Below are 26,703 nucleotides of genomic sequence, written 5' to 3' on the forward strand. Positions count from 1 at the left end.
TACGGAACCACCCCGCCCCCGCCCCGGATGACCACCACCCCGCCCCCGCCCCGGATGACCACCACCCCACCCCCGCCCCGCACCACCCCGGCAGGAGCCCCCGATGACCACGCACCACCCCCGCCTCACGGAACCGGCCGAGCCGCCCGGCCCCCACGCCCAGGAAGCCGAGCCATCTGAGCAGGCCGAGCCACCTGAGCCGCCCGAGGCGCCCGGGCCGTCCGAGGCGCCCGGGCCGCCCGAATCCACCCAGGAGGTCACCCAGGGGGCCACTCAGGAGGCCCCCCAAGAGGCCACCCCACCCCCGACTCCCCCGCTGGGCCCGCCCCGCCCTCGCCGCGCTGCTCCTGGCATCCGCCGCGCTCTTCCTCTGGGATCTCGGCGCGTCCGGTTACGCGAACCAGTTCTACTCGGCGGCCGCCCAGGCCGGTTCCGCAAGCTGGAAGGCGCTCTTCTTCGGATCCTCCGACGCCGCCAACTCCATCACCGTCGACAAGCCCCCGGCCGCCCTGTGGCCGATGGCCCTGTCCGTACGGCTCTTCGGGCTCAGCTCGTGGTCCATCCTGGTGCCGGAGGCGCTGATGGGCGTGGCCACGGTCGGTGTGCTGTACGCGGCCGTACGGCGTCGCTTCGGTGTGGGCGCCGGGCTGTTCGCGGGGGCGCTGCTCGCCCTGACGCCGGTCGCCGCGCTGATGTTCCGCTTCAACAACCCCGACGCGCTGCTGTGCCTGCTGATGGTCTGCGCCGTGTACTGCGTACTGCGCGCGCTGGAGGACGCCCGTACGAAGTGGCTGCTGCTGGCGGGCGCCTGCTTCGGTTTCGCCTTCCTGACCAAAACACTTCAGGCGTGGCTGATCCTGCCGCCGTTGGCGCTCGTGTACGTGGTGTGCGCGCCCACGCGACTCCGCCGCCGGTTCGGTCAACTCCTCCTCGGCGGGCTGGCGATGGTCGTCTCCGGCGGCTGGTGGGTGGCGATCGTCGAGCTGTGGCCGGCCGGCTCGCGCCCGTACATCGGCGGCTCGCAGAGCAACAGCTTCCTGGAGCTGACCTTCGGCTACAACGGGCTCGGGCGCCTGAACGGCAACGAGGCAGGCAGTGTCGGCGGCGGCCGCCCAGGCGGAGGCGGGGGAGGCGGCGGGGCAAGCTGGGGCGACACCGGCTTCACCCGGCTCTTCGCCTCCGACATGGGCGGCCAGATCGCCTGGCTGCTGCCCGCCGCCGCACTCCTGCTGGTCGCGGGGCTGGTGGTACTGCGGCGGGCCGGCCGGACCGATGCCGCGCGCGCGGCGTTCCTGGTGTGGGGCGGCGCGCTGCTGATCACGTTCGCGACGTTCAGCTTCATGTCCGGGATCTTCCACCAGTACTACAACATCGCGTTGGCCCCGTACATCGCGGCACTGGTCGCCATGGGCGCGACGCTGCTGTGGCGGCGGCGGGACCGTACCGCCGCCGTGCTGGTGCTGGCGGGCACGATCGCGGTGACGGCGGCCTGGGCGTACGTCCTGCTGGCCCGCTCGCCGCAGTGGCTGCCGTGGCTGCGCTGGTCGGTGATGGCGGTCGGCGCGGTGGCGGCGCTGGGGCTGCTGCTGTCGGTACGGATGGGCCGGCGGCTGGCCGTGGTGGCCGCCGGGCTGGGCGTCGCCGCCGGGCTGGGCGGGCCGGTGGCGTACGCGGCGAACACGGTCGACACCCCGCACACCGGGTCGATCGTGACCGCGGGCCCGAAGGTCGAGGGCGCCGGGGGCCGGCACGGCGGGATGATCATCGTCGGCGGGCCCGGGCCGGACGGCAAGGGGGGCCAGGGAGGCCAGGGAGGCCAGGGAGGCCAGGGAGGCCAGGGAGGCCAGGGGAGCAAGGGAAGCCGGGGAAGCAAGGCAGGCCAGGGCGGCCCGCCGCCCGGCGGCCAGACCCAAGGCCAAAACCCAGGACGGCAGGGCCAGGGTCAGAGCCAGGGCCGGCCCGCCGGCCCAGGAGGCCCCAACGGCCCCGACGGCGGCCGCCACAACACCCTCGGCGGCCTCCTCAACGGCCAACAGGTCAGCCCCGAAACCAAGGCCGCCCTCCAGGAGAACGCCGCCGACCACACCTGGGCCGCCGCCGCCATCGGCTCCCAGAACGCCGCCAGCTACCAGCTCGCCACCCAGCTGCCGGTCATGCCCATCGGCGGGTTCAACGGCAGCGACCCCTCACCCACGCTCGCCCAGTTCAAGGAGTACGTACGCCAGGGAAAGATCCACTACTTCGTCGGCGGCGGCGCGGGCGGCGGCTTCTTCGGCCCGAACGGTGCCCAGAAGTCCACCTCGTCCGACATCACGAGCTGGGTCGAGAAGAACTTCAAGAAGGTGACCGTCGGGAGTACGACGCTGTACGACCTGACGAAACCCGCCTCGTGATGTAGCCAAGAACGCCCAGCCGCTCTCCCCATAAAGAGATGTACGGCGTATAGCGCACCCTGTACGGTGTAGACGTCCCGCTGATCCGCTCGATCACTCCGTACAGGGAGCCTGTATGTCCTCCGTGGCCTCCGGAGCCACCCCACCCTTGAGTCCGGCCCGCAACCCCACCCGCTGGCTCATCCTCGCCGTCATCTGCCTCGCGCAGCTGACCGTCCTGCTCGACAACACCGTCCTGAACGTCGCGGTCCCCTCGCTCACCGAGGAGATGGGCGCGACCACCGCCGACGTCCAGTGGATGCTCAACGCGTACTCCCTGGTCCAGTCCGGCCTGCTGCTCACCGCCGGCAACGCCGCCGACCGGTACGGCCGCAAGAAGATGCTCGCCCTCGGCCTGGTGCTGTTCGGCGTCGCCTCGCTCGCCGCCTCCCTCGCCCAGTCGCCCGGACAACTGATCGCGGCCCGTGCCGCGATGGGTGTCGGCGGCGCGCTGCTGATGACGACCACGCTCGCCGTCGTCATGCAGATATTCGACGACGCCGAGCGCCCGAAGGCCATCGGCATCTGGAGCTCGGTGAACTCGCTCGGGTTCGCCGCCGGGCCGCTGATCGGCGGCACGCTGCTGGCCCACTACTGGTGGGGCTCGCTGTTCCTGATCAATATTCCGGTCGCGCTGATCGGTTTCGTCGCCGTGCTGCGGCTCGTCCCCGAGTCGAAGAGCTCCAACGGGGAGCGTCCCGACCTGGTCGGCGCGCTGCTCTCCATGGTCGGCATGGTGGGCGTGGTCTTCGCGATCATCTCCGGGCCCGGGAGCGGCTGGCTCTCCGGCCGGGTGCTGACCTCCGCCGCGGTCGGCGTCGTGGGCCTCGCCGTCTTCACGCTGTGGGAGCTGCGCGTCCCGAACCCGATGCTGGACATGCACTTCTTCCGCAACAGCCGGTTCATCGGCGCGGTGTCCGGCGGCATCCTGGTGGCGTTCGGCCTGGGCGGCTCGATGTTCCTGCTCACCCAGCACCTGCAACTCGTCCTCGGGTACGGGCCGCTGGAGGCCGGGCTGCGGATGGCGCCGCTGGCGCTGATGGTCGTCGCGCTGAACTTCACCGGCCTGGGCGTCAAGCTGCTGCCCAAGCTGGGCACCCCCGGCATGATCGTGGTCGGCATGAGCCTGCTCGCCGGCGGTCTGGCCGCCATCGCGACCCTCGGCAGCGACAGTTACGGCGGCATGCTGCTCGGCCTGCTGCTGATGGGCGTCGGTGTGGCGTTCGCGATGCCCACCATGGCCAACGCCATCATGTCGTCGATCCCGGTCGAGAAGGCCGGGGTGGGCGCGGGCGTGAACGGCACGCTGATGGAGTTCGGCCAGGGGCTCGGCGTCGCCGTCCTCGGCGCGGTCCTCAACTCCCGCTTCGCCGCGCTGCTGCCCGCGGTCGCGCTGGGCGCCGGTTCGCTGCCGGCCGCGCTGGCCATGGCCCGTACGGACGCGGACCGGGCGGCCGTGCACGACGCGTTCGCCTCCGGCATCGGCACCAGCCAGCTGGTGGGCGCGGCCGCCGTCTTCCTCGGCGGCCTGCTCGCGGCGTTCCTGCTGCGGCGCGCGGAGCGGGGCGTCCCCGCGTCCGGCCCCGCCGCACCCGGGCCGAGCGCCCCGGAAGACGACCCCGTACGCCCGGACCCGGCCGCCGCCCGGCCGGAATAGCATCGACTCCGTACGACTGCGTGAACGAGAGGGAGGGCGCGAGATGGCAGCGACTACGAGCCGCGCCGAGAAGCAGCCGAAGAGCGTGTGGCTGACCGAGCGCCCCCCGGTGAAACGGAAGGCCGACCAGCCGGCCGGACTGGACCTCGACAAGATCGTCGCGGCCACGGTCCGGCTGCTGGACGCCGAGGGCCTGGCGAAGTTCTCCATGCGCCGTCTCGCCGCCGAACTGGGTGTCACGGCCATGTCCGTCTACTGGTACGTCGACACCAAGGACGACCTGCTGGAACTGGCCATGGACGCGGTGGCGGGCGAACTGGACCTGCCCGACGAGTCCGGCGAGGGGGCCGACTGGCGCGACCAGCTGCGCCATCTCGCCTTCGAGTACCGCAAGCTGCTGCTCGCCCACACGTGGCTGCCGAAGCTCCTGGGGGAGTACCTCAACTTCGGGCCGCGCTCGATGGAGTTCTCCAACGCGACGCTGCGGGTGATGGCGCGCAGCGGCCTGGCGAAGAAGTCGGCGTCGGGAGCGCTGGCGGCCGTCTTCCAGTTCATCTACGGCTTCTGCAGCATCCAGGGCCAGCACCGGGCCCGCTGCCGGGCCGAGGGCACCACCATGGACGAGTATTTCCGCCGGGTCGTGGATGCGGTGCAGGACCGGCCGCGGTTCGCCGAGACGATGGACCTGTCCGTCAACGCCGCGTACGCCCGCGAGGGGATGAGCATCGAGCAGATGCTGGACGACGACTTCGCCTTCGCCCTCGACCTCCAGATCGCGGGCATCGAGGCGATGCGGGAGCGGCAGCGGGCGGCGGCCGCGGCGGTGCGCTCCGATGCGGACGGCCCCGACGCGGGCAGCCCCGGCCCTGACGCCGGCAGCCCCGGCTCCGACGCCGGCAGTCCCGGCTCCGACGCGGGCCACCCCAGCTCCGATACGGGCACCCGCGGCTCCGACCCCGGTACGGACCCGGCCGCCACCACCCCGTAACCGCACCGGTGGCGCCGCCCCACAGCGCCCCTACCACCCCCACCCCGACCCGTACTCCCCGCGCGTCCGAACGGATGAAGAGGGCCCGCCGAACGTGGGCATCGGCGGGCGCGGCGGTTTTCGACCACCGCGCCGTGTCTACCTCTTATCTGATCATTTCTCAGCGCAGCGTAAGGAGCTCCACATGCGCGTTCGTACTGCCATCAGCGCGGGTGTCCTGACCGTCGCCGCCGTCCTCGGCAGCGTCGGTACCGCCGTCGCCGACGCAGGTGCGGGGGCCAAGGTCGCCAACTCGCCCGGCATCCTGTCGGGCAACGCCATCCAGGTACCGATCGACCTCGGACTGAACCTGTGCGGCAACACCATCGACGTCATCGGACTGCTCAACCCCGCCACGGGCAACAAGTGCAAGACCAACTGACGGAACCCCCTGCACGACGGTGCCCCGCCCCTTGCGATGCAAAGGGCGGGGCACCGTCGCGTGCGGCCCCGGTCGGTCGGGGGTGGGGCCGCGGGTCGTCAGGCCGCGGGCAGGGTCTCGCCCTGTACGGCCTGGATGTCCAGCTCGACCCTCAGGGTCGTGCCGATCGCCGCGATACCGGCGGCGACGACCTGGTTGTAGTTCATCTTGAAGTCCTCGCGGCGCAGCTCGGCGGTGGCGTTGAAGGCCGCCCGCACGCCGCCCCACGGGTCGGGGCCGGTGCCGAGGTAGCTCAGGTCCAGGTCCACCGGGCGTACCACGCCGCGCAGCGACAGGTCGCCGTGCACGGTCCAGCGGTCCGGGCCGGCCGGCTCCAGGCCGGTGCTGACGTAGGTCATCTCGGGGTACTGCTCGACGTCGAGGAAGTCCCCGGTCCGCAGGTGCCCGTCGCGCATCCCGTTGCCGGTGTCGATCGAGGCCGTCTTGATGACCGCCCGGACCAACGACTTGTGCAGGTCCTCGGCGATCTCGATGCGGCCCGCGAAGTCCAGGAAGCGGCCGTGCACGCTGGTGATGCCCAGGTGCTGGGCGGTCGCCGCGACCGTCGAGTGCATCGGGTCGATGGTCCAGGCGCCGGGCGGCGGCAGCTCGGCCCCGCCCTGGCGTGCCAGCGTCACGTTGCCGACGTCCATCCGGCCGCTCGCCGTGACGATCGCGCTGGAGGCGACCGGCGCGTAGCCGACGGCCGTCACGATCACCGTGTACGGGCCGGGGGCCAGCGGCTGCGCGTCCCGTACGACACCGTCCTGGTCGGCCGCCGCGCGCAGCACCTGGGTGCCGGTCATGTCGGTGACGGTCAGCACCGCGTGCTGCACCGCCCAGCCGTCCCGTGTACGGACCTGTGCGCGTACGCCCGCGCCGTTGGCCGCTCCCGCTGCCGCGCCCGTCGAAGTCATTCCCACTCCCGTTCTTGCCTCTCACATGTCGGGCTCCGGGCGGCGGCACGCAGGCCGTCCCCTGCCTGTGCGCGTACCGCCGCCGGAGCCCTGGGGTCCGGCCCGTGCTGCCTCTCCGCTCAAAAGGACAGCGGGCCGGGGTTCGTGCGCCCCGGGGTGAACCGGGGCTCCCGGGGGCCCGCCGTCCAACGGCCGGCCCCCGGGCCCGGGATCACTCGCCGGGGTGGGCGAGCTCGACGTCGTAGCCGTCGACCCCGCGCGCGTCGACCGTCAGGCCGTTGGCGACCGGCGGGTAGCCGCTCGCGATGACCGTGTAGTCGCCCGCGTCCAGGTCGGTGAAGGCGTACGCGCCGTCCTCACCGGTGGTGGAGGTGGCCACGACGTTGCCCGCCGCGTCCACGAGCGTGACCCGCGCGTCCGCCAGCGGACGCCGGCCGGCTCCGGCCCGTACGACACCCTGCACCCGGGCGCCGGACAGCAGCTCGATCTCCATCCGGGTGGTGCCCTGCCCGCCGACCTCGACCGGCAGCGCCGTCGGCCGGAAGTCGGCGGCGTTGACGGCGATGGTGTACGTGCCGGGGGCCAGCTCGTCGAAGGAGAAGTACCCCTCCGGCGCGGTCTTGCCGGTGGCCAGCACCTCACCGCGCACGTCGGTGACCACGACCATCGCGTCCGCCACCGGCTCGCCGGTGACCGCGCTGCGGACCTGGCCGCCGAGGCCGCTGGTGCCGCTGAGCAGGATGTCGTAGGCCAGAGCCTGCTCGCCGACGACGACCGTGGACGCCTGCGGCTGGTGGCCGTCGGCCGCCGCGATCAGCACGTACGAACCGGCGCCGGGGGCGTTCAGCACGTACGAGCCGTTGGCCTGGACCACCGAGCGGCCCAGCTGGCTGCCGCTGAGCGAGATCAGCGTGACCGCGGAGTTGGTGACCGGGTGGCCCTCCGCGTTACGGACCGAGCCGTGGATCGCCGGACCGGCCGGGACCTCGTCACCGCCGCCCGCCGAGGCGTACGCCGCCAGCGGCTGGGTGGTGGCCGACGCGGACGGCTGCTGCGCCCAGGAGGGCGCCTGGCCGTCGCCCTGGCCCACCGGGGCACCGGCGCCCACGAGGGCGGGCTCCGGCTGCGGCGCCGCGGCGGCGGCCGCACCGGCAGCGGCGGGGGCACCGGCCGGTGCCGCCTCGGACTCGCCGGACTGCGCCAGACCGCCCTGGGTCTTCAGCGCGACCTCCTTGATGAACAGCGTCAGCAGGAAGGCGAGCAGCGCGCACGGAGCCGCGTACAGGAAGACGTCGCCGACGCCGTGCCCGTAGGCGCTCTCCATGATCGTCCGGAACGGGGCCGGGAGGGCGTCCAGGTCCGGGATGCCGCCGCCGCCACCGCCGCCGCCCTGGGCGAACTTCGCCGCGGCCTGCGGGCCGAGCTCCTGGACGCCGTCCTTCACGTAGTGCGTGACACGGTTCGCGAGCACCGCACCGAGCGCCGAGACGCCCACCGCACCACCGAGGGAACGGAAGAAGGTCACGACGGAGGAGGCGGAGCCGAGGTCCTTCGGGGCGACCTGGTTCTGCGTGCACAGGACCAGGTTCTGCATCATCATGCCGATGCCGAGGCCCATCAGCGCCATGAAGATCGCGATGTGCCAGTACTCGGTGTCGTACCGGATGGTGCCCAGCAGGCCGAGGCCCGCGGTCACCAGCACGCCACCGGAGACCAGCCAGGCCTTCCAGCGGCCGGTCTTGGTGATGACCTGACCGGAGACGGTCGAGGAGATGAACAGACCACCGATCATCGGAATCGTCATGATCCCGGACATGGTCGGCGACTCACCGCGCGCCAGCTGGAAGTACTGGCTGAAGAAGACGGTGCCGGAGAACATCGCGATACCGACGAACAGCGAGGCCAGCGAGGCGAGAGTGATCGTCTTGTTGCGGAACAGCCGCAGCGGGATGATCGGCTCGGCCGCCCGGGACTCGACGAACACGAAGATCGCGCCGAGCACGATCGCGCCGCCGACCATGGCGAAGGTCTGGCCGGAGATCCAGTCGTACTTGTCGCCCGCCAGGGTCACCCACACCAGCAGCAGCGAGACCGCCGCGCTGATGAAGAAGGCACCCGCCCAGTCGACCTTGACGTCCCGCTTGACCACGGGGAGCTTCAGGGTCTTCTGGAGGACGATCAGAGCGATGATCGCGAACGGCACGCCGACGTAGAAGCACCAGCGCCAGCCCATCCAGCTGGTGTCGGTGATGACGCCGCCCAGCAGCGGGCCGCCGACGGTGGCGACCGCGAAGGTGGCGCCGATGTAGCCGCTGTAACGGCCGCGCTCGCGCGGGGAGATCATCGCGGCCATGACGATCTGGGCCAGCGCGGACAGACCGCCCACGCCGATGCCCTGCACGACACGGCAGGCGATCAGCATGCCGGAGTTCTGCGACAGACCGGCCACCACCGAGCCCGCCACGTAGATCACCAGCGCGACCTGGACCAGCAGCTTCTTGCTGAACAGGTCGGAGAGCTTGCCCCACAGCGGGGTGGTCGCGGTCATCGCCAGCAGCGACGCCGTGACGACCCAGGTGTACGCGCTCTGGCCGCCCTTGAGGTCGTGGATGATCTCGGGCAGCGCGTTGGAGACGATCGTCGAGGACAGGATGGCGACGAACATGCCGAGCAGCAGCCCGGATATCGCCTCCATGATCTGACGGTGCGACATGGGCGCCCCGTCGGGAGCCGGGTGGCCCCCGTGCTTGGCGTGGCCGCCCCGCACACCGGATGGTGTGGTCGTAGCCATGTAGTTCCTTTTCATTCCGCGGGTGTGCGGGTGGTGGGTTCGTGATGCGCCCGGGTCCGGCAGTCGCCGAAGCTCGTACGGAGCCTGGCGAGCAACTCGTTGAGACGGCCGACGTCGCTGTCGGACCAGTCGTCCAGGTACCGGGCGAGTGATGCTGTGTAGCGCTCGGAGAGCTCCGCGAGGAGCGTCCGGCCGCTCGGTGTCAGCCGCAGCAGCCGCGACCGCTTGTCCAGCGGGTCGGGCTCGCGCTCGATCCAGCCGCGCTCGGCGGCGTGGGCCACGTGCCGGCTCGTGACCGACATGTCGATCGCGAGCAGCTCCGCCAGCTTGCTCATCCGCATCTCGCCGTACCGGTCGAGCAGGGTGAGCACACCGGCCGAAGCGGGCGGGCAGTCGGGCGGCAGAATCCGCCCCATCTCACGCTTGACGGCACCGATGGCACTGAGCTGCCGGGCCAGCTCCTCGTACTGACTCTGAGCGGCCATGGGCACCTCCGCACTTCTTCTTTTGTTGCCTTGAGCAACCGTAGAACCACTTGGTTGCTGAAGGCAAACGATTCTGGGGCGGGGAAGGTAAAGGAACCCAAAAGGTTGGCAAGATCGATGGTCAAGGGGGTGGGGTGGGGGTGTAAAGGTGCAGGTCAGGTGGGTCGTTGGGGAGTAGCGGCGCGGCGCGGGTGCGGTGCGGCGTGAGTGCGGTGGGGCGAAGGGGCGCCTGCCTGCGCGCTCGTGCGCTCTCCCTCCGCCCCCTCCAGGGGTGCCACCCTGATCGTGCTGTCGGTCATTGCGCCGTCACTTACGGTCGCCACCTGGTGACCGGATCCCACGGTCGCCTGCCGACGACTGCTCCGGCCAGGCACCCTCCCGGCGCGGACGGCACTTCGAGGAGGTCCTCCATGTTCAGTCACGCGGATCGCTTCCCCGTCGGCAGTCCGCTGCCGTCCGGAGCGCCGACACTGCCGCCATGGGGCCTGCGGCGTATGGCGCCCTACCCCTCGTTCGCGCCGGCCTACGCGCGTACCGAGCTGGATCCGGAGACGCAGACGGCGCGCTACTTCGACGCCGAAGGGCAACCGGTGATGATGCCGGGGCACGGCACCAGCACCGGAACCAACCCGCCGACCAACACCGGCAACCCGTCGGACGGTGCCGGTGGAGGCGGGGACGGCGGCGGGGACCAGGACACCGGCAACGACAGCGACCAGTGAGCGATACCCGGTCCGTCCTGGTTGTGACCGGCAAGGACGACCCCACGGCCGACCTGGTGATCGGCGAGCTGCACGGTCGTGGTGTGCCTGTCGTACGCCTGGATTCCGGGGACTTCCCGTACGCCCTGACCATCGCCGCCACCATCGGTTCCGGTGGAATCGCCGGCACGGTCACGACACCCTCTCGTGTCGCGGACCTGCGGGGTGTTCGCTCGCTGTACTACCGGCGGCCGTCCGGCTTCGCCTTCCCGCACCTGGCGGAGCAGGACGCCCGGTTCGCCGTCACGCAGGCCCGGTACGGGCTGGGCGGTGTGCTGGCTTCCCTGCCGGGGTGCCGGTACGTCAATCATCCGCACCGCATCGGTGACGCGGAGTTCAAGCCGTCCGGTCTGGCTGCCGCGGCCTCGTGCGGTTTCCGCGTGCCGCCCACCCTGATCACTTCCGACCCGGAGGCTGCGCGGGCTTTCGTCAAGGACCACGCTCCGGTGATCTACAAGCCCCTTTCGGCACCGCTGTACCGCATCGACGGTGTCTCGTGCGCCGTGGCGGTCGGCGAAGTGGCGGTGGAGGAGATCGACGACGCGGTGGCAGGCACGGCCCACCTGTTCCAGCAGCGGGTCGAGAAGGTGGCGGACGTCCGGGTGACCGTCATCGGTGAGCGCACCTTCTGCGTCCGTATCGCCTCCGGACTGCTGGACTGGCGCACCGATTACGGCAAGCTCACATACACCGTCGTACGTCCGCCGCCAGGTGTCCCCCGTGCCCTGTCCGCCTACCTCGATCACTTCCGGCTGAACTTCGGAGCATTCGACTTCGCCGTGGACCGGCGAGGGCGATGGTGGTTCCTGGAGTGCAACCCGTCCGGGCAGTGGGCCTGGCTGGAGCCGGAGACCGGCCTGCCGATGGTGGCGGCCATGGCCGACCTGCTGGAGAGGAGAGCCGTGGCGTGAAGGACGAAGAGCTGCGGGCGGATCTGGTCCGCCGACTGACGGAGGCCGGGCATCTGCGTACGGCCCGATGGCGGGCGGCGGCGGAAGCGGTGCCGCGGCACGAGTTCCTGCGCGGCGGTTTCTTCGAGCGGGTCCCCGGCTCCTGGCCTACCTGGTGGCGGCCCGTGCCGTCTGGCGACGATGCATGGCTGGAGCGCTGCTACCGTGACGATTCCCTGGTCACGCAGGTGGCCGGCACCATCGTCCCGGCCGACGTCCGGGGCGAGATCTGCCGGGCGCCCACGTCCTCCAGCACCATGCCGGGCCTGGTGCTGCACATGCTCGAAGAACTCCAGGTCGCTGACGGCCACCGGGTGCTGGAGATCGGTACCGGCACCGGCTACTCCACCGCGTTGCTGTGCCACCGGCTCGGCGCCGACCGCGTCACCACCGTCGAGGTGGATCCGGATGTGATGACCCGGGCCCGGGTAGCGCTCGGCAGGTGCGGGTACGCCCCCAGACTCGTCGTCGGGGACGGCCTGGCCGGGTACGGGCCCTCGGCGCCGTATGACCGGACGATCGCCACCTGCGGGATTCTGGAGGTGCCCGGCGAATGGGTCGAACAGACCCGCCCGGGCGGCCGGATCCTGGCCACCGTGTCCGGCTGGCTGTACGCGTCCGAGCTGGCCTGCCTCACTGTCGAGGGCGGTGTCGCGCGCGGCGGATTCCTCGGCGGCGGAATCTCCTTCATGCTCGCCCGCACTCATCAGCCACCCGCGCTCGGCTGCCTGCCCGACATGGAGAGCGCCGACGAGAGCCCCGCCCGCCTGGCCGCGCACGAGGTGCTGGACGACTGGACCGCGCGGTTCGTTGCCCAGCTTGCCGCGCCCCGCGCCCAGCACATCAGCCTTACGTGCGAGGACGGCAGTGCCGAAGAGGTGCTGCTGGATGTCGCGGACGGTTCGTGGGCGGCTCTGCGCAAGGACGGGGAGCGCTCGTTGGTTCGCCAGGGAGGGCCGGCGCGGTTGTGGGACGCCGTGGAAGAGCACGTACGGCGTTGGCGGGCCGACGGTGCCCCGCCCCTGGAGCGATTCAGCATCACGGTCGGGCCGGGTGGGCAGCGCGTCACCTGGCCGACGAAATAAGAGGCCCGTCTCGGTGATTACTTCCTCCCCGGCGGCGCGTGCCGTGCCCGCAATCCCTCGACGATCAGGCCGAGCCCGAACTCGAAGAGGCCGGTGAAGTCTGTGCTGGTCAGGGCGGGCAGGCTGGCGCTGAGGTGGGGGTACGTCCCGGCGGCCACCGCGTCGCGCAGAGCGCCCGCGCCTTCTTGGTCGCCGTCCTGCGCCTGGAGGGCCGCCTGTTCCTCCAGGGTGTGGCCCACGGTGTAGTTGACCACCGTGTAGAGCGCCCGGGCCGCCGCGTCGTCGCCGAAGCCCGCCTCGCGCAGTACGCCCACGAACGCATCGGCGAAGCCGAGGACGCTCTCGCCGGTCGCATGCGTACCGGCGAAGACGCGGGCGCCGTCGCGGTGGGCGAGCAGGGCGCTGCGCGCGGCGCGGGCGAGGGCGGTCAGCCGCTCGCTCCAGTCGCCGCCGTCCGCCGTGGCCGCCGGTGCGGTAGCCGCCGACGCGGTGGCGGCAGCCTCGGCGGCGCCCTCCATCATCCGCTCCGCCATGGCGGTGAGCAGATCTTGCTTGGTCGCGAAATAGCGGTACAGGGCGCCTGCTTGTACGCCCATCGCGTCGGCGAGCCGGCGCATCGTCAGCGCGTCGAGGCCCGACTGATCCAGCAGGTCGAGGGCTGTTTGCAGGGTGCGTGCGCGGTCCAGTCGGGCGGGGCGGCCGCGGGCCGGGCTTGACGGGGAGCTCATGACCCTCACTATAGTGAACGCCGTTCACGTGAACGTTGTTCACTAAATAGGGAGGGTCACTCCGATGAACGTTGATGTGGCTGTCGTGGGCGCGGGCCCGACCGGCCTGCTGCTCGCCTGCGAACTGGCGCTGGCCGGCGTACACACCCGTGTCTTCGAGCGCCGTACCGAACCGCAGCGCGACTCGCGGGCCCTGAGCCTGCACCCGCGCAGCGTGGAACTGATGGACCAGCGCGGACTGCTCGACCGCTTCCTCCCGCTCGGCCGGCCCGTGCCCGGCTGGCACTTCGCCCAACTCCCCACCCACCTCGACTTCTCCGTACTGGACTCCCGGCACGGCTACACGCTGTTCCTCGCCCAGGCGCACACCGAGGCGCTGCTGGCGGAACGCGCCAGGGAGCTTGGCGTGGTGATCGAGCGCGGTTACGAAGTCGACGGGCTGAGCCAGGACGGCGACGGGGCCGAGGTCAAGGTGCGCGGCCGGGACGGCAGCGTCGCGACGATACGGGCCCGTTACGTCGTCGGCTGCGACGGCGGACGCAGCGTCGTACGGCAGGCCGCCGGCATCGCCTTCCCGGGTACGGACGAGTCCCTGACCGGCGCACTCGGCGACTTCGCGGTCGCCGACCCCGCCGCCCTCGACGCCGCCCGCGCGCGGGGCGTTCTGGTCGCCCCGATGGAGGGCGGCATCGTCCGGCTCGTCTGCATCGACCCGGAACGTATGCGCGTGCCGGCCGGCGAACCCGTGAGCCTGGAGGAGTTCCGCGCGACCCTGACCCGGCTCTGCGGCTCCGACTGCGGCGTCGCCGAACCCCGCTGGCTCTCCCGCTTCGGCAACGCCACCCGGCTCGCCGAGAGCTACCGCGCCGGACGCGTCCTCCTGGCGGGCGACGCCGCCCACATCCACTTCCCCGCAGCGGGCCAGGGCCTCAACACCGGCCTCCAGGACGCCATGAACCTCGGCTGGAAACTGGCCGCCGAGATCAACGGCTGGGCCCCGCCCGGCCTCCTGGACAGCTACGACACCGAACGCCGCCCCGTCGGACAGATGGTCACCGAGAACACCGAGACCCAGACCTTGTTGGCCGAACTGACACTCGTACCGCAGTATCAGCGCCCCGCCACGGCCCTCCGCGCCCTCCTCGACGAACTCCTCGGCATGCCCCAGGTCAACCGCACCCTCGCCGCCAGGGTTTCCGCCCTCGGCACGGCCTACCCGCCGACCACTCCCGGAGCCGACCCGCTGGTCGGGCACCGGATGCCGGACATCGGCCTGACCGCCGCCGGATCGGAGGCGGTACGGGTGTACGAACTCCTCCCGGCCGGCCGGTACGTCCACCTCGACCTCGCAGGCGACGCCCCGGACCTCGCGGCAACGGTCACCGCGGGCTGGGGCTCGCGCGTCACCCCCGTCACCGTCACCACTCGGGACACCCACCCCCACCTGGACGGCGTGACCGAGATCCTCGTACGCCCCGACGGCCACGTGGCCTGGGCCACCCGCACCACCGACCTCGGCACCCGCCACACGGAACGCCACAAGGCGCTCACGGCCTGGGCAGGCACGCCGTCGTGAGCCCCGGGCCCCGAGAGGACAGCGCCGTCACGCCCCCACAACGCCTCAATCCCTCCGTCCTGCCCAACCTGGCACCCTTGATCAGCCAAGTCGTCGTCACCGAAGGCGTACGGCTGGCGCACCTGTCGGGGCAGGTCGCCTGGGACGCCGATGGACGGCCCGTCGGACCCGGCGATCACGCGGCCCAGGCCGCCCAGATAGCCCGCAACCTGGAATCGGCCCTCGCGGCGGTCGGCGCCACCCGGGACGACATCATCAAAGAAACCGTCTACGTGGTGGACTACACCCCCGCCTTGCTCCCTGAGATCTTCGCCCCACTGCGCGCGGGCACTACGGAGGCACCGGCGAGCACACTGGTGGCCGTCGCCGCCCTCTTCGCGCCTGAATACCTGCTGGAAGTCGAAGTGGTGGCGGCGTTGCGCACACGGTAGGGCTGGTGGCGCCCGAGGCCGGTGGAGCCAGTGGTGCGGATCGGCGGGCGACTGTGCTGTGACGCACGAGGCCCAGGGGTGTGCCGTCCATGCCGGGTTCGCTAGTGTCCTGGCCTATGGCGAACTACCAGCAGAACCCGGCCAACGGCCAGCCCGACCCGGCCGGCAACACCCAGATGTTCCGCGCCTTCGTGGACGAGGGCGCCCCCGAGCCCGGCGGCCGCCGGGCAGCGGTCCAGCAGCAGTCGTCCGGCGGCCCCCGCATCGGTGTCATCATCGGCGTGATCGTCGCGATCGCGGTCGTCGTCGGCGCCGCGTGGCTCGCCCTGAGCTGACCGGCCGCTCTCCGGCCACGCCGGCCTGACGTCCCCTCACTCGGCCGCGGCCAAGCGGCCGAAGCTCCCCTTTCCGCTCGCACCGCCCAGGCCGGGAACCCGCCGGCCTCGGCTGTCGGCGACCCGCAACGCGTCGTGCAGCGCCTCGACCAACCGATTGGCGAGAAACCGCAGTTCACTGGCGGACGCGTCGGGTTCGCCCAGCATCGCCCCGGCGTGATCGAGCAGCTCCGTCCCCATGTCGAGCTGCGCTGCCTCCATGTCGTCCGCGAACCGCGCCACGTAGCCGTCACCGTCGGTCGACAGCAGACACTGCTTCCCGCCCTCCTGCGACCAGGGCAGCAGACGCATCCCCGGTACGGGCCCCTCTGCCGCGCTCATACGGCGAACTCCCCGCGCATCGAGCGGATGCGCGCGAAGCGGCGGGCTTGCTGCTCGTGGTCCCGGGCTTCGTGGGCGGTCAGGTAGGGGCGTACGAGGGGGGTGGTGTCGGTGTTCAGGGGGGTGTCGAGTGGGTGGGAGATGCCGCGCGCCTGCCTTGCCGCGCGGGAGGGGCGCAGGGGCGCGTAAGGGGTTGTGAAGGGCGTGATGGGCGGCGGCGAGCTGAGTTTTCCCATCCATGCCGCCAGTCGACGGATACGGTGACGCATGTCGGCGCTCCTTGCGCAGCGTTGGCCACGCCCCGGGGGTGGGGCTATCACCCGCCGGGGTCTACTGTCCGTGACCTTAGTGGCTCTGTTGCCCCCTAGCTACCAGACCTACCAAAGTGACCAAACTAGGTATCGCATGCCATGTTGCAGTCTGCTTACTCTAGTCTTGTGATCGAATTTGCCCCTGGTGAGCCGCGCTGGCGACAAGTCGCGCGGATCATCCGTCAGCGCATCGAAGACGGCACCTACCAGCCGGGGACGCGCGTTCCCTCGGTGACGGAGATGCTGGACGAGTTCGGCATCTCCACGTCCACGGGCCAGAAGGTGCACCGTGGCCTACGCGCGGAGGGCCTGATCTACACGGAGCCGGGCATGGGCTCCTTCGTCTCCAAGGACTTGCCGAAGAAACAGGCCGCAGAGGACTCAGGCCAGAACTGAAGAGAGCCAATCGTGGAGTTCGACCCCAGCCGTGCCAGGTGGAAACAGGTTGCCGCCGTCATCCGTCAGCGCGTGGATGACGGCACGTACCCGCCCGGCGCGCAGATCCCGTCGGTGCTGAAACTCCAGGAGGAGTTCGGTATTGCCGCGGCCACCAGCCAGAAGGTGCACCGCGGCCTCCGAGCGGAAGGCTTGATCTTCACGGAGCCGGGCGTGGGGTCCTTCGTCTCCAAGGTTCTACCGAGGCAGTCCGACGAGGGTTCCGGCGGGGCGTGAGCGGGCGCGCTGGTGATGGAGTTCGACCCGACGTGTCCCAAGTGGACGCAGATCGCCGACGTGATCCGACAGCGGATCGCGAGCGGCGTCTACCCGCTCCACCACCTGATCTCCGAGGTGAAGCTTGAGCAGGAGTTCGACGTAGCGCGTGTGACAGTTCGGAAGGTCACCGCTGCACTTCGGGATGAGGGGCTGATCGTCACGACGCCCGGGATGGGGTCGTTCGTGGCGGTGGAAGTGCCGCCCACCGATGCCGGGAGGACCGATGAGGCGTAGCTCGGCGGGGAGGACCGGAGACATGCGGGTCCCGGGCTGGTGCTACGACGGGGGTGAGTGGGGCCATGCTGCATTTTGACCCGGTGCGACCGAGGTGGCACCAGGTTGCCGACGTGATCCGCGAGCGAATCGCCGACGGCACGTACGCGCCCGGGGAACGCGTTCCGTCAGTGCTCCAACTCGAAGAGGAATTCGGCATCGCGGGTGTCACTGCTCAGAAGGTGCATCGAGGACTTCGAGCCGAGGGGCTGATCCACACCCAACCCGGCTTGGGCTCGTTCGTATCGGGGCGGATCGGGGACGAGCCGCCGAAGATGGTGAGTCCTCGCTCCAAGTGGGAGCAGATCGCCGACGTGGTCCGTTCGAGGATCCTCAGCGGCGAGTACCCGCCGCGCCACTTGGTCTCCGAGGTTCGGCTGGAGCAGGAGTTCGGCGTAGCGCGCATGACCGTACGGAAGGTCACCGCCGCCCTCCGGGAAGAGGGACTGATCACCACAACACCCGGCATGGGCTCTTTCGTCTCGCTGAATCTGCCGACGGAGCCTGGCGAGGGTTCGGACGAAGCCTGATCGGACGAGTCCGCGACAGCGCCGAGGAGCCGCCGGTCACCAGCTGCTGGTGTCCAGGTCCAGGCCGAACGGCGCCGGGACGTGCAGCGGGGTCCCGTACGGCAGGGGGCCGGTGATGTGGGTGTAGCCGAGCTGGCCGGGCTCGGCGAAGAGGGTGAGTGCGCGCTGCTGTCGGTCTACGAGCAAGTACAGCGGTGCCCTGTACTCGGCGTAGCGGCGGCGCTTGACGATGCGGTCGGTGTCGGCGTCCGCCTTCGACGTGACCTCCACGATCAGCAGCGTCTGGTCGGGACGCAGGGCGCCGGCGCCCTGGGCTGCGGCGGCCGGGACGACGGCGAGGTCGGGGACGTACCAGTTGGGTGAGCCCGGCAGGTCGAGGTCGCCGGAGCCGATGATGCAGCGGAGTTCGGCGGCGCGGGGATCGAGCTGACGGCGGAGGATGTCGGCGACGGTTTCGTGGGCCCAGGACAAGGACAGCGGCTCGATGGCACCCTCGATGAGCTGGACCCGCCCACCGTGGACATGCTGGATGGCGTACTTCAGGGCGTGTTCCGGGGTGACGGTGTCGCCGTAGTCGGCCGGCTTGGGGCTCATGCGGGCATCTTCACGGAAGACGACGGCTGGCCTCGCGCCCACCCAGTACCGTCACCCGACTGTGTACGTACGGCACCGGCCGGAGCCATGGGCATGGCTCCGGCCGGTGGTGACGCAGGGGATCGCGCTCAGTTGTGGTGACGGCGCGTTACCCGAACTCCGTCAGTAGATCTCCAGGACGAAGTCGCCGGGGCGGCCGGCATGCAGCGGAAGCCCCTGATGTTGCCGGGAGCCATCGCCGCGTTGCCGGCGTCGAAGCAGGCGGCCTTCGTCGGGAAGTGGCGGTTCTCGGCGGACGCCGAGCCTGCCGTGGCGATCGAGATGCCGGAGACCGTGGCCAGGGTGGCCAGGCCGGCTGCTGCCTTCTTGCCGAGGTTACGCACTTCTTGCCTCACTCCAACGTTTCTCTTCCCGGTGGGTGCGCCAGGTTCTGCGTACGCAGCATGAGCGCGCCGGACGTACCGGGTGCTGTGGAACGATCACTTCCCGGTCGAGCCTGCCGGAGGGGCTAACGCGCGGTTAACGCATGGGTCCTGGTCAAACGATCCAGGGACCAGGGTCGCAGCCCGCCTCTGACTACTCGGGCCGGAAGGGGAACGGCCCCCGGGCGCCAGCGCGCGCTCGCAGGCGGCGTCCAGGGCTGTCTTCTGGTGCTGCCCCGCGGCCTTCAGGAACTCTTCGTCCAGCTCGGACAGGATGCCCCGCGCCTGACCGAGCAGCGCGCGGCCCTTGTCCGTCAGCTCCAGGCGCGCGCGGTGTCCCTGCCCGCGCAGGTTGCGTTCCACCGCGCCCAGTTCCTCCAGCATCAGGACGGTGGCGCGCATGCTCTGGCTCGTCACGCCCGCGCGGCGGGCCAGGTCGCTGTACGAGAGGTCGGGGTCGCGGGAGATGTGCCCGAGCGCCCCGAACAGCCGCATCGACAGGCCGATGCCGGTGAGCCGCGTTTCCAGCTGCTCCTGAAGACGCCGTCCGGTGGCGATCACCATCATGACGGTCGACAGGGCACTCTCCGGCGCCTTGCTCACCTGTGACTCTCCCTAGCGGTGTGCGTCAGTACGGGGCTCTTCCGGTATCAGTGTCCCAGGTGGCGGGGGTGTGCCTGGAGCTGCCGGGCTACCGCGCGCCGGGCTCCTCGTGCCGGTACAGCTCGGGTACGGACACCTTGATCGGCTCCTGTGTCGTACGGGCGATCACGACGACCGCCGGTTCGTCCGGGTCGGGGTTCTCTTCGCGGTGGGGGACGAAGGGCGGGACGAGTACGAAGTCGCCGGGGTGCGCGGTGATCCGTACCTCCTGTTCTCCGTCGTGGTGGACGAAGACGGGGTGGCCGCTGACGACGTAGATGCCCGCTTCCGACGCGCCGTGGTGGTGGTTGTCCGTCGAGCTGAGCGGCGGGTTCACGACCATCCCCATCCAGAGCCGCTTCGAGCCGACGGTGCCGCCGCTGATCGCGGCATGGCCGTCCAGCTCGCCGGCCCGGACGAGGTGCACGCGGTTGCCGCGTGGCGCGTCGGCGTCAGCGTCGGTGCTGGGTGTGGGCCCGGTGTGGTGCTGGGTGGTCATCGTGGCGCCCCCTGGTATGTGCGACGGCCTTCGGTGGGGCAACAGGCTGCGCCTGCTTTCGCAGGGTGGCAACTATCGTTGCCGGAGCAGCAAGTTCAGTGCCTGCTCGGCCGTCGCACGTCCGGGAAGCGACAAAGGGCACCACCGACAAGGGCCCCATCCACAAAGGGCCCCCACCCTGGCACACGACCGGAGCGGGGGTGTCGAGGCCGGCAGATGGCTGCGTCCGTGGAGAAGGGGCGTTGTGTGGGCTCTCAGGTGCCGAAGAAGCCGCTGTACCCGTCCCAGTACTGCCCGGCGTAGCCACGGGTGAGGTCGGCGAAGTCGCCGGCCTCGGCCAGTTCGGGGGCTTCGTAGTCGGTCTCTTCGTCGGTCTCCCGCATGGCACTTCGTCCTTTCAGGGGCGTGCTCGCACGTGTTGTGCGGGCACTGTCCACCATGCCTGCGGGCAAAGCCCGCGCGGATCCCTCGTTGAGGTGGCCCCGAGGTGAGCGGGCGCGGTGGTGTGCGGGGAGTGCGACCGGCGCTCGCGCCGGCCGGCTCCGGCGTGGACGCGTCGGCCTCGGTAACCGGTCGCGTGCGGTGGCGGTGATTGCGATCATGGCGCGAGAGCCGGAGCCGAGTATCCGTACCGATGCGTATCCCACCGTTCCCCCTTACGAGAGGGCGTTGCCCGATGCCACTTGTCCCCGCTGACCCGAACGTCGTGCACCCGATGCCCGGCCAGCCGCGGGTGGTGCTGCTGAAGCCCCTCGTCACCTCGCCGCTCATCGACGTCGGTGACTTCTCGTACTACGACGACCCGGACGACCCGACCGCCTTCGAGACGCGGAACGTGCTGTACCACTACGGGCCCGAGAAGCTGGTCATCGGGAAGTACTGCGCGCTGGGCGAGGGCGTGCGGTTCATCATGAACGGCGCCAACCACCGGATGGACGGCCCTTCGACGTTCCCCTTCCCGATCATGGGCGGGTCGTGGTCCGAGCACTTCGACCTGATCAGCGGACTGCCGGGCAAGGGCGACACGGTGGTCGGCAACGACGTGTGGTTCGGGTACCGGTCCATGGTCATGCCGGGCGTACGGATCGGCCACGGCGCGGTCATCGCCTCCGGGGCCGTCGTCGTGGACGACGTACCGGATTACGGCATCGTCGGCGGCAACCCGGCCAAGCTGATCCGCCGCCGCTACGACGAGGCGGACACCGACCGGCTGCTCGAACTGGCGTGGTGGGACTGGCCCGTGGAGCACATCACCGAGCATGTTCGGACGATCATGTCGGGATCGGTGGCGGAACTGGCGGCGGTGGCGCCGAAGCCGTAGAACACAGGGCAGCAAGCACGTGTGAGGGGGACACACGACCTTCGTACTCGTCGCGGCCGCCGTCCTGGCGGTGGAGACCGTCGTCTTGCTGCTCGCCTGTTTCGGCGTCGAGCAGCGGGACCGGCGCCACTCCGGAGAGCCCGGAGGAGAGGACGAAGCAGCGCCCCGACCGCGTGACGACGCCGGGCTCGGCCCCGGGCTGCTGTACGCGGTCGCCGCACTGGCCATGGTCGGCACGGCCGTGTTCAGCGGCATCGACTTCGAGTGGAGCGTCGGCACCCTGGGCGTGCTCGGCGTACTCGGTGTGTTGGTGCCGGGCTACGCGGGCCGGACCGTGCGGCTGCTCAGCACTCGGGGCCGCGGGAAGCCGGTCACGGGGTGGCAGGAGGTACCGGCGTACGTACTGGCCGCGCTCGGCGGGGCGGCTGCGGTCGCCTTCAACTGATGGGTCCGGGGCGCGTGCCGAGCGCCCCGCGTGACGTGCCGACCTTCCCGCCTCATGTGCCGACCGTCCCGCCCCACGTGCCGCCCACCGCCCCACGTGCCGACTGGCGTCACGCGTCCCGGGGGCGCGCGCCTGCCGCGAAGAGGGCGGCCGCCGTCTCCGGGTGGGGCTGGAAGTCCTTGGTGGCCCATTCGAGCGGGGAGTGGCCGGTGCCGCCGTCCTCGCGGAGGTTCGGGTCGGCGCCGTGGGCGAGGAGGGCGCGTACGACGTCGAGGTGCCCCCAGGCGGCGGCCGCGCACAGCGGGGTGCCCTCCGTACCGTGACCGCTCTCCGCGTCCGGTGCGGCTCCGGCGGCCAGGAGCAGGCGGACCACGGCCGCGTCGCCGTGTACGGAGGCGGCGTAGAGGGGCGTGCTGCCCTCGGTGTTCGCCGTGTTCGGCTGGGCTCCGGCGCGGAGCAGCGCGGCGGCTGCGGGGGCGTCGCCGAGCATGGCGGCCGTCACGAGTCTGCTTGCCAGCTTCTTCTGGCGGCGGCGGTTCATGCCTGGCCGCCATCCGGGCGCGCGGCGGCGCGCAGCGCCGGTACGTCGGCGAACGCCGCGTCGGCGGGCTGGCCGCAGACCTTTCCGGCCGTCTCGCCGGCGAAGCTGAAGATGCCGGCCAGTTCGGGGCCGCGCCGCCCCCAGAGCACCAGCGGGCTGCCGCTGTCGCCGGTGCACATGGTCGTGGCGGTGCGGCCCGGCAGGCCGGCGCGCGCATCCCGGGCGCAGAAGACGGATGCCTCGTCCACTACCGCCGGTGTCTGCGCGGCGCACTGCGCATGTCCCCGCACGGTGAGGTCGCCGCGGCGCAGTACGTCGCCCCGGACCTCCGCGCCGGGCCGGGACGGGTCCGGGGCGGCCGTGGTGCCGTGGCTGAAGATCGATACCGGGGTGCCGGGACGTGGCCGGTGGCGCGTGACGGGGAGCGGCTTGATGTCGTGTATCGGCGCGCTGAGGCGGAGTTCGGCTATGTCGTAAGCGGCCGAGGACATTTCCGGGCTGTTGGGCGCGGCGGGGGACGGCAGGAGCTTGAAGCGCGGGTGCAGGGTGGCGCTGCGTATGCCGCGTACGGTGCCGGGGTCCTGCGAGAGGACCGAGGAACCCAGGTGGACCTCCATGCGTTGAACGTCCACACCGTTCACGCAGTGGGCCGCGGTGAGGATGCGGTCGGGCGCGATGAGGACGCCGCCGCAGGATGCGCGTTTCAGCAACGGGGTGTCGCCCTTCTCGGCCAGCGTCGCGAGCCAGGGCGTGGCGCCCGGGCGGGGCAGCTGCGTGCCGCCGGACATGGCTTGGGCCGGGCCCGCGGTGCCGATGGTGGTGGCCATGAGGGTGGCGGCGCTCAGGGCAGCCGCCCTCAGCGCCATTCCGGCACGCGCGCCCACCCGACGCTCCCCGAGCCCGTACCGTCGATGCTTCAACCCCACGTGCCGCTCCCTGATCCCGGCAGGCCGGGTCTTGCCCAGCCCGCTCCTGCGCCGTTGCCTGTTACGGGAGTTGAATGTAGTGCGCAGGCACACGGGAGTAATCAGCCGCCGGTCGCGTCAGCGGTCATCCTGCGGGGTGACGACCCTGACACGGCCTCGGGGGCGGGGCGTAGGCCTGTACATCCGTACACCATCCGTACGCCCTCGGCTCCTTACGGCCCCACCGGCCAGCTCGGCCCGTCCTCCGTGCCGAACCACGTCCGGTGCTCGGCACCGTCCACCGTCATGCCGAAGTCGAACACCTCCGGGCTGCCCGCCTCCAGCCACCACGCGTACGCCCGCTCGGCCTCGGAGGCCAGGTCGCGGTCGCCCCACTGGTACGTCTCCCCGGCGCACACGTAGGCCCAGGCAGCGTCCGTGGACAGCCACCAGGCGGGGGTGGCATCAGGTGTGGGCGTACGGGTCGCGTGGACACCGGGCAGCTGGAGGCCGAGGGCGAAGCGGGCATGGAAGTCGTCGAGGAAGCCCGGCGGGAGGGGGACGTGCTGGACCGGCTCTCCGCCCACCGCTGCGGGGTGTAGACGCGCGGGAGCGGGTTGTCGGTGCGGCGCTGGCCACGCAGGTCCATGAAGGTCAGCGGCATGCCGAAACGGCCACCGGCAACGCGGCGGTCGGCGCCGACGGTCAGGACGGCCAGGCCGGCGGGCTGGAGTGTGGACTTCCATGGCGTGACGATGCGCGCGCCGGGGGCGGACTGGGCGATCCAGGCGGCGGGGACGCGGGACAACGACGCCGTGCAGAGGACGCGGTCGTACGGCGCCCCCGGAGCATGACCGCGCTCACCGTCCGCGCAGACCACGTGGGGCCGGTAGCCGAGGCCGAGCAGCCGCGCGCGGGCCGCGTCGGCCAGTGTCCGGTCGATCTCGACGGTGGTGAGGTTGGCGTGGCCGACCCGTTCGCACAGCAGCGCCGAGTCGTAGCCCGTACCCGTACCGATGTGCAGTACGCGGCTGCCGGGGGCCGGGTCGGTGGCGGCGAGGGTGGTCAGTACGGCATCGGCCGCGCTGAGCGAACTGGTGGGCAGCCGGCCCGTACCGTCGGCGTGCACGGGGCGTCCGTCGTCCACCTGTGTGACCACGGGCTCCGTGGGGTGGTGGACCAACGCCGCCCACCGCTGGTCGTCGTCGGCGCGGGCGACGGGGTGGTACCGGTCGTCGTCGGGATGCCACACCCAGACGGTGTCGGGGGCGAACGCGTCCCGGGGGACGTCGCGGAAGGCCGCGCGCATCCAGGGGTGCTCGAACGCGCCTTGGGCGTCGAGTTGACGCATGGCCTGAAGGTGGTGGTCCAGGCCGGGTGGGGGCGGAGCGGTCAGTTCCGGCCTGTCAGTGCCAGTCAATGCGTACGTCCCGGGTCTCGATGTGCATCCCCAGAGGTACGCGCCAGGCGGCGACGCAGACGCGCCAGGTGGCCGTGTGGCGTGTGTGGCCGGTGAGGGGGTGGGGAGCGGGTGGGTGGAGGTGCGGGTGGTCCAGTCGATGCCCAAGGCGCCGATGATGTGGGTGCCGAAGGTGATGGTGCCTGAAGTGACGGGGCGGTCGCCGGTGTTGTGCAGGGGGACGGAGACCTTTTCGCACCATCGGACGTCGGTGCCCGTGCGGTTGACGGGGCCGGTGGTGAGGTGGGGCGGGGTGTTGGGTCGCGGGGTCGGCTTGGGCGTGGGGGTCGGTCGAGGGCCGGGGGTGGGGCCGGGGCCGGGTGCTGGGGGTGCGCCGGGGGCCGTTGGGAGGTTTCTCCGGAGGGGCGTCCGGGAGAGGTGCCGGGTGGGCCGGGGGTGGGGGCGGTGGCTTGGTCGGCAGCACGGTCGCTGCTGCTGTCGCTGTCGCTGTCGGTGGCGTGATGTCGGGGGGCGACCGGGGGAGCGGCGTCGGAGCCGGGTGGGGCGGATGTGCCGGGGGCCGATGGTGGCGGGGCGGCGTACGGGGATGAGCCGTTGGCCGCCGTGGGGGTGCCGGCTTCGTCCAGGGGCGTGAGGGTGATCCCGTCGCGCGGGGGTACCGGTTTCGTCGGGGTCCGGCCGTCCGCCGGGCCGGCGGCGCCCACCGCGGCGTGGCCGCGGCCGTCGTCGCTGCCGCAGGCGCTGAGCAGCGCGGCCAGGCACAAGGCGGTGGCCGGCAGGAGGGCGCGCGGGAGGCGCGATACGCGCGGGAGGAGCGACGCGTGCGGGAGGCTTGGGGCGCCCAGAAGGTGAGGGGCACGCGGGGCCTGTGGGGCGCGCGTGGGCAGGCGGGGTTGCTGGGTGTGAGGAGAGCCGGGATTACCGGAATCACGGGGAGCACTTGCGGTTTTCGGAGCGCGCGTGATCCGTCGCATCGGGCCAGTGTCACTGACGGGGCGTCAGTTGCATAGGCCCGGTACGGCTGGGCGTCGGCCCGTGCGGCAGGCGGGGCTCCGGGCGGTGCCGGGCGGCCCGCCGGCGGGCGTTGGCCTTGCTGGGGCTCAGTCCGAGATCAGGCCGTCGCGCAGGGTCGCCAGGGTGCGGGTGAGCAGGCGGGAGACGTGCATCTGGGAGATGCCGACCTCTTCGCCGATCTGGGACTGCGTCATGTTGGCGAAGAAGCGCAGCATGATGATCTGGCGCTCCCGCGGCGGGAGTTTGGCCAGCAGGGGCTTCAGGGACTCGCGGTACTCGACGCCTTCGAGCGCGCTGTCCTCGTAGCCGAGGCGGTCCGCGAGGGAGCCCTCGCCGCCGTCGTCCTCGGGGGAGGGGGAGTCGAGCGAGGAGGCGGTGTAGGCGTTGCCGACCGCCAGGCCGTCGACGACGTCCTCCTCGGACACGCCGAGGCACTGGGCCAGTTCGGTGACGGTGGGGGAGCGGTCGAGCTTCTGGGCGAGTTCGTCGCTGGCCTTGGTCAGGGCCAGGCGCAGCTCCTGGAGGCGGCGCGGGACGCGGACCGACCACGAGGTGTCGCGGAAGAAACGCTTGATCTCGCCGACCACCGTCGGCATCGCGAACGTCGGGAATTCGACTCCGCGTTCGCAATCGAAACGGTCGATGGCCTTGATCAGACCGATCGTGCCGACCTGGACGATGTCCTCCATCGGCTCGTTGCGGCTGCGGAAACGTGCCGCCGCGTAGCGCACCAGCGGCAGGTTCAGTTCGATGAGGGTGTCGCGTACGTACGTGCGCTCCGGGCTGTCCTTGTCGAGCGTGGCCAGCCGCAGGAAGAGGGAGCGGGAGAGCGTACGGGTGTTGAGAGCGTCGTCGTGCACATGTGGTGCCGGCGCGGGAATCGCGGGAAGCACCTTCGAGCTGCCCAGTTCTACGGACATGCCACCCCCTTGAGGTCGCGGTCGGGTCGCTGCGGCGCCCTCGGTCCGCGGCGGAACCGAGAACTTATGCCTCCACCTGAATACCGGAGGCGGCGCCACGGCAAACGCGGTTCCTGCAGAATGTCACATGTCGGCAACACGCTGTAGCGCCATGTCGACATATCTGTGCAGGAAC

At 71.3% G+C, this 26,703-nt stretch carries 30 protein-coding genes and 1 pseudogene; 16 read left to right on the plus strand and 15 right to left on the minus strand.

Annotated features, from left to right (window positions below):
• Positions 1-518: 518 nt before the first annotated feature.
• The 4 genes and pseudogenes from ACEXOX_RS25650 (at position 519) to ACEXOX_RS25665 (ending at position 5,498) form a co-directional block, all read left to right on the plus strand.
• Positions 519-2,393, plus strand: coding sequence for an ArnT family glycosyltransferase (locus ACEXOX_RS25650; RefSeq protein WP_406523552.1), 1,875 nt, complete (start codon positions 519-521; stop codon positions 2,391-2,393).
• 115 nt (positions 2,394-2,508) lie between these two features.
• Positions 2,509-4,089: an MFS transporter gene (locus ACEXOX_RS25655; protein ID WP_406523553.1), complete on the plus strand. Its 1,581-nt coding sequence runs from the start codon at positions 2,509-2,511 to the stop codon at positions 4,087-4,089.
• A gap of 43 nt (positions 4,090-4,132) precedes the next feature.
• A pseudogene (locus ACEXOX_RS25660) lies at positions 4,133-4,891 on the plus strand (TetR/AcrR family transcriptional regulator); the annotation flags it as partial.
• 370 nt (positions 4,892-5,261) lie between these two features.
• Positions 5,262-5,498, plus strand: coding sequence for a chaplin (locus tag ACEXOX_RS25665; protein ID WP_030017571.1), 237 nt, complete (start codon positions 5,262-5,264; stop codon positions 5,496-5,498).
• Positions 5,499-5,596: 98 nt separating this feature from the next.
• On the opposite strand, the gene ACEXOX_RS25670 is transcribed toward ACEXOX_RS25665, so the two are convergent.
• The 3 genes from ACEXOX_RS25670 to ACEXOX_RS25680 all read right to left on the minus strand — a co-directional run bounded on the left by ACEXOX_RS25670 (position 5,597) and on the right by ACEXOX_RS25680 (position 9,730).
• Entirely contained in the window at positions 5,597-6,454 is an 858-nt protein-coding gene (locus tag ACEXOX_RS25670; RefSeq protein WP_406523554.1) for a YceI family protein, read from the minus strand.
• A gap of 211 nt (positions 6,455-6,665) precedes the next feature.
• The gene (locus ACEXOX_RS25675; protein WP_406523555.1) at positions 6,666-9,245 is read right to left on the minus strand and encodes an MFS transporter; all 2,580 of its coding nucleotides are present in this window, start codon (positions 9,243-9,245) and stop codon (positions 6,666-6,668) included.
• Positions 9,246-9,256: 11 nt separating this feature from the next.
• Complete coding sequence (locus ACEXOX_RS25680) at positions 9,257-9,730, minus strand: MarR family winged helix-turn-helix transcriptional regulator (RefSeq protein WP_030017574.1); 474 nt, start codon at positions 9,728-9,730, stop codon at positions 9,257-9,259.
• Between the two features lie 410 nt (positions 9,731-10,140).
• Here ACEXOX_RS25680 and tgmA point away from each other — a divergent pair, with 410 nt between their 5' ends.
• From tgmA to tgmC, 3 genes are read left to right on the plus strand one after another with little or no spacing between them, the layout of a single operon-like run.
• The gene (gene tgmA / locus ACEXOX_RS25685) at positions 10,141-10,452 is read left to right on the plus strand and encodes a putative ATP-grasp-modified RiPP (protein WP_406523556.1); all 312 of its coding nucleotides are present in this window, start codon (positions 10,141-10,143) and stop codon (positions 10,450-10,452) included.
• Positions 10,449-11,402 carry an ATP-grasp ribosomal peptide maturase gene (tgmB, locus tag ACEXOX_RS25690; protein WP_406523558.1) on the plus strand — a complete coding sequence of 318 codons (954 nt, stop codon included), beginning with the start codon at positions 10,449-10,451 and terminating at the stop codon, positions 11,400-11,402. The genes tgmA and tgmB overlap by 4 nt, the downstream gene beginning before the upstream one ends.
• A complete protein-coding gene (gene tgmC, locus ACEXOX_RS25695; RefSeq protein ID WP_406523559.1) occupies positions 11,399-12,526 on the plus strand; it encodes an ATP-grasp peptide maturase system methyltransferase in 1,128 nt (375 codons plus the stop codon). The genes tgmB and tgmC overlap by 4 nt, the downstream gene beginning before the upstream one ends.
• Before the next feature lie 17 nt (positions 12,527-12,543).
• Here the strand turns inward: tgmC and ACEXOX_RS25700 are convergent, their stop codons facing one another.
• On the minus strand, positions 12,544-13,254 hold the full coding sequence (locus ACEXOX_RS25700) for a TetR/AcrR family transcriptional regulator (protein WP_406523560.1): 711 nt from the start codon (positions 13,252-13,254) through the stop codon (positions 12,544-12,546).
• 64 nt (positions 13,255-13,318) lie between these two features.
• Here ACEXOX_RS25700 and ACEXOX_RS25705 point away from each other — a divergent pair, with 64 nt between their 5' ends.
• The 3 genes from ACEXOX_RS25705 to ACEXOX_RS25715 all read left to right on the plus strand — a co-directional run bounded on the left by ACEXOX_RS25705 (position 13,319) and on the right by ACEXOX_RS25715 (position 15,596).
• Positions 13,319-14,830, plus strand: a complete 1,512-nt coding sequence (locus ACEXOX_RS25705; RefSeq protein ID WP_406523562.1) for a monooxygenase — start codon at positions 13,319-13,321, stop codon at positions 14,828-14,830.
• A gap of 77 nt (positions 14,831-14,907) precedes the next feature.
• On the plus strand, positions 14,908-15,261 hold the full coding sequence (locus ACEXOX_RS25710) for a RidA family protein (RefSeq protein WP_406523564.1): 354 nt from the start codon (positions 14,908-14,910) through the stop codon (positions 15,259-15,261).
• A 116-nt stretch (positions 15,262-15,377) separates the two neighbouring features.
• Positions 15,378-15,596: a hypothetical protein gene (locus ACEXOX_RS25715; RefSeq protein ID WP_406523566.1), complete on the plus strand. Its 219-nt coding sequence runs from the start codon at positions 15,378-15,380 to the stop codon at positions 15,594-15,596.
• A gap of 36 nt (positions 15,597-15,632) precedes the next feature.
• On the opposite strand, the gene ACEXOX_RS25720 is transcribed toward ACEXOX_RS25715, so the two are convergent.
• Both ACEXOX_RS25720 and ACEXOX_RS25725 read right to left on the minus strand, forming a co-directional pair.
• Entirely contained in the window at positions 15,633-15,977 is a 345-nt protein-coding gene (locus tag ACEXOX_RS25720) for a hypothetical protein (protein WP_406523567.1), read from the minus strand.
• Positions 15,974-16,246, minus strand: a complete 273-nt coding sequence (locus ACEXOX_RS25725; RefSeq protein ID WP_406523568.1) for a hypothetical protein — start codon at positions 16,244-16,246, stop codon at positions 15,974-15,976. The genes ACEXOX_RS25720 and ACEXOX_RS25725 overlap by 4 nt, the downstream gene beginning before the upstream one ends.
• A gap of 168 nt (positions 16,247-16,414) precedes the next feature.
• Here ACEXOX_RS25725 and ACEXOX_RS25730 point away from each other — a divergent pair, with 168 nt between their 5' ends.
• From ACEXOX_RS25730 to ACEXOX_RS25745, 4 genes are all read left to right on the plus strand, one after another.
• Positions 16,415-16,684: a GntR family transcriptional regulator gene (locus tag ACEXOX_RS25730; RefSeq protein ID WP_406523570.1), complete on the plus strand. Its 270-nt coding sequence runs from the start codon at positions 16,415-16,417 to the stop codon at positions 16,682-16,684.
• A gap of 12 nt (positions 16,685-16,696) precedes the next feature.
• Positions 16,697-16,960: a GntR family transcriptional regulator gene (locus ACEXOX_RS25735; RefSeq protein WP_406523571.1), complete on the plus strand. Its 264-nt coding sequence runs from the start codon at positions 16,697-16,699 to the stop codon at positions 16,958-16,960.
• Positions 16,961-16,975: 15 nt separating this feature from the next.
• Positions 16,976-17,236 carry a GntR family transcriptional regulator gene (locus tag ACEXOX_RS25740; RefSeq protein WP_406526467.1) on the plus strand — a complete coding sequence of 87 codons (261 nt, stop codon included), beginning with the start codon at positions 16,976-16,978 and terminating at the stop codon, positions 17,234-17,236.
• Positions 17,237-17,349: 113 nt separating this feature from the next.
• A complete protein-coding gene (locus ACEXOX_RS25745; protein WP_406523572.1) occupies positions 17,350-17,805 on the plus strand; it encodes a GntR family transcriptional regulator in 456 nt (151 codons plus the stop codon).
• Positions 17,806-17,841: 36 nt separating this feature from the next.
• On the opposite strand, the gene ACEXOX_RS25750 is transcribed toward ACEXOX_RS25745, so the two are convergent.
• From ACEXOX_RS25750 to ACEXOX_RS25770, 5 genes are all read right to left on the minus strand, one after another.
• Positions 17,842-18,399 carry a Uma2 family endonuclease gene (locus ACEXOX_RS25750; RefSeq protein WP_406523574.1) on the minus strand — a complete coding sequence of 186 codons (558 nt, stop codon included), beginning with the start codon at positions 18,397-18,399 and terminating at the stop codon, positions 17,842-17,844.
• Between the two features lie 128 nt (positions 18,400-18,527).
• Positions 18,528-18,782, minus strand: coding sequence for a hypothetical protein (locus ACEXOX_RS25755; protein ID WP_406523575.1), 255 nt, complete (start codon positions 18,780-18,782; stop codon positions 18,528-18,530).
• Between the two features lie 96 nt (positions 18,783-18,878).
• Positions 18,879-19,424, minus strand: coding sequence for a MarR family winged helix-turn-helix transcriptional regulator (locus tag ACEXOX_RS25760; RefSeq protein WP_406523577.1), 546 nt, complete (start codon positions 19,422-19,424; stop codon positions 18,879-18,881).
• Between the two features lie 88 nt (positions 19,425-19,512).
• A complete protein-coding gene (locus ACEXOX_RS25765) occupies positions 19,513-19,962 on the minus strand; it encodes a cupin domain-containing protein (protein ID WP_406523579.1) in 450 nt (149 codons plus the stop codon).
• 254 nt (positions 19,963-20,216) lie between these two features.
• Positions 20,217-20,345 carry a lasso RiPP family leader peptide-containing protein gene (locus ACEXOX_RS25770; protein ID WP_406523580.1) on the minus strand — a complete coding sequence of 43 codons (129 nt, stop codon included), beginning with the start codon at positions 20,343-20,345 and terminating at the stop codon, positions 20,217-20,219.
• A gap of 293 nt (positions 20,346-20,638) precedes the next feature.
• Here ACEXOX_RS25770 and ACEXOX_RS25775 point away from each other — a divergent pair, with 293 nt between their 5' ends.
• The gene (locus tag ACEXOX_RS25775; RefSeq protein ID WP_406523581.1) at positions 20,639-21,283 is read left to right on the plus strand and encodes a CatB-related O-acetyltransferase; all 645 of its coding nucleotides are present in this window, start codon (positions 20,639-20,641) and stop codon (positions 21,281-21,283) included.
• A gap of 70 nt (positions 21,284-21,353) precedes the next feature.
• A complete protein-coding gene (locus tag ACEXOX_RS25780) occupies positions 21,354-21,728 on the plus strand; it encodes a hypothetical protein (RefSeq protein ID WP_406523583.1) in 375 nt (124 codons plus the stop codon).
• Between the two features lie 109 nt (positions 21,729-21,837).
• Here ACEXOX_RS25780 and ACEXOX_RS25785 read toward each other — a convergent pair whose 3' ends face one another.
• From ACEXOX_RS25785 to ACEXOX_RS25800, 4 genes are all read right to left on the minus strand, one after another.
• Positions 21,838-22,269: an ankyrin repeat domain-containing protein gene (locus tag ACEXOX_RS25785; protein ID WP_406523585.1), complete on the minus strand. Its 432-nt coding sequence runs from the start codon at positions 22,267-22,269 to the stop codon at positions 21,838-21,840.
• Entirely contained in the window at positions 22,266-23,153 is an 888-nt protein-coding gene (locus tag ACEXOX_RS25790) for a S1 family peptidase (RefSeq protein ID WP_406523586.1), read from the minus strand. Before ACEXOX_RS25790 ends, ACEXOX_RS25785 begins: the two co-directional genes overlap by 4 nt.
• 325 nt (positions 23,154-23,478) lie before the next feature.
• The gene (locus ACEXOX_RS25795; protein ID WP_406523587.1) at positions 23,479-24,525 is read right to left on the minus strand and encodes a methyltransferase domain-containing protein; all 1,047 of its coding nucleotides are present in this window, start codon (positions 24,523-24,525) and stop codon (positions 23,479-23,481) included.
• A gap of 1,169 nt (positions 24,526-25,694) precedes the next feature.
• On the minus strand, positions 25,695-26,528 hold the full coding sequence (locus ACEXOX_RS25800; RefSeq protein ID WP_031012305.1) for an RNA polymerase sigma factor SigF: 834 nt from the start codon (positions 26,526-26,528) through the stop codon (positions 25,695-25,697).
• Between the last annotated feature and the right edge of the window lie 175 nt (positions 26,529-26,703).

Source organism: Streptomyces sp. Ac-502, assembly GCF_045222935.1.
GTDB lineage: Bacteria > Actinomycetota > Actinomycetes > Streptomycetales > Streptomycetaceae > Streptomyces > Streptomyces monomycini.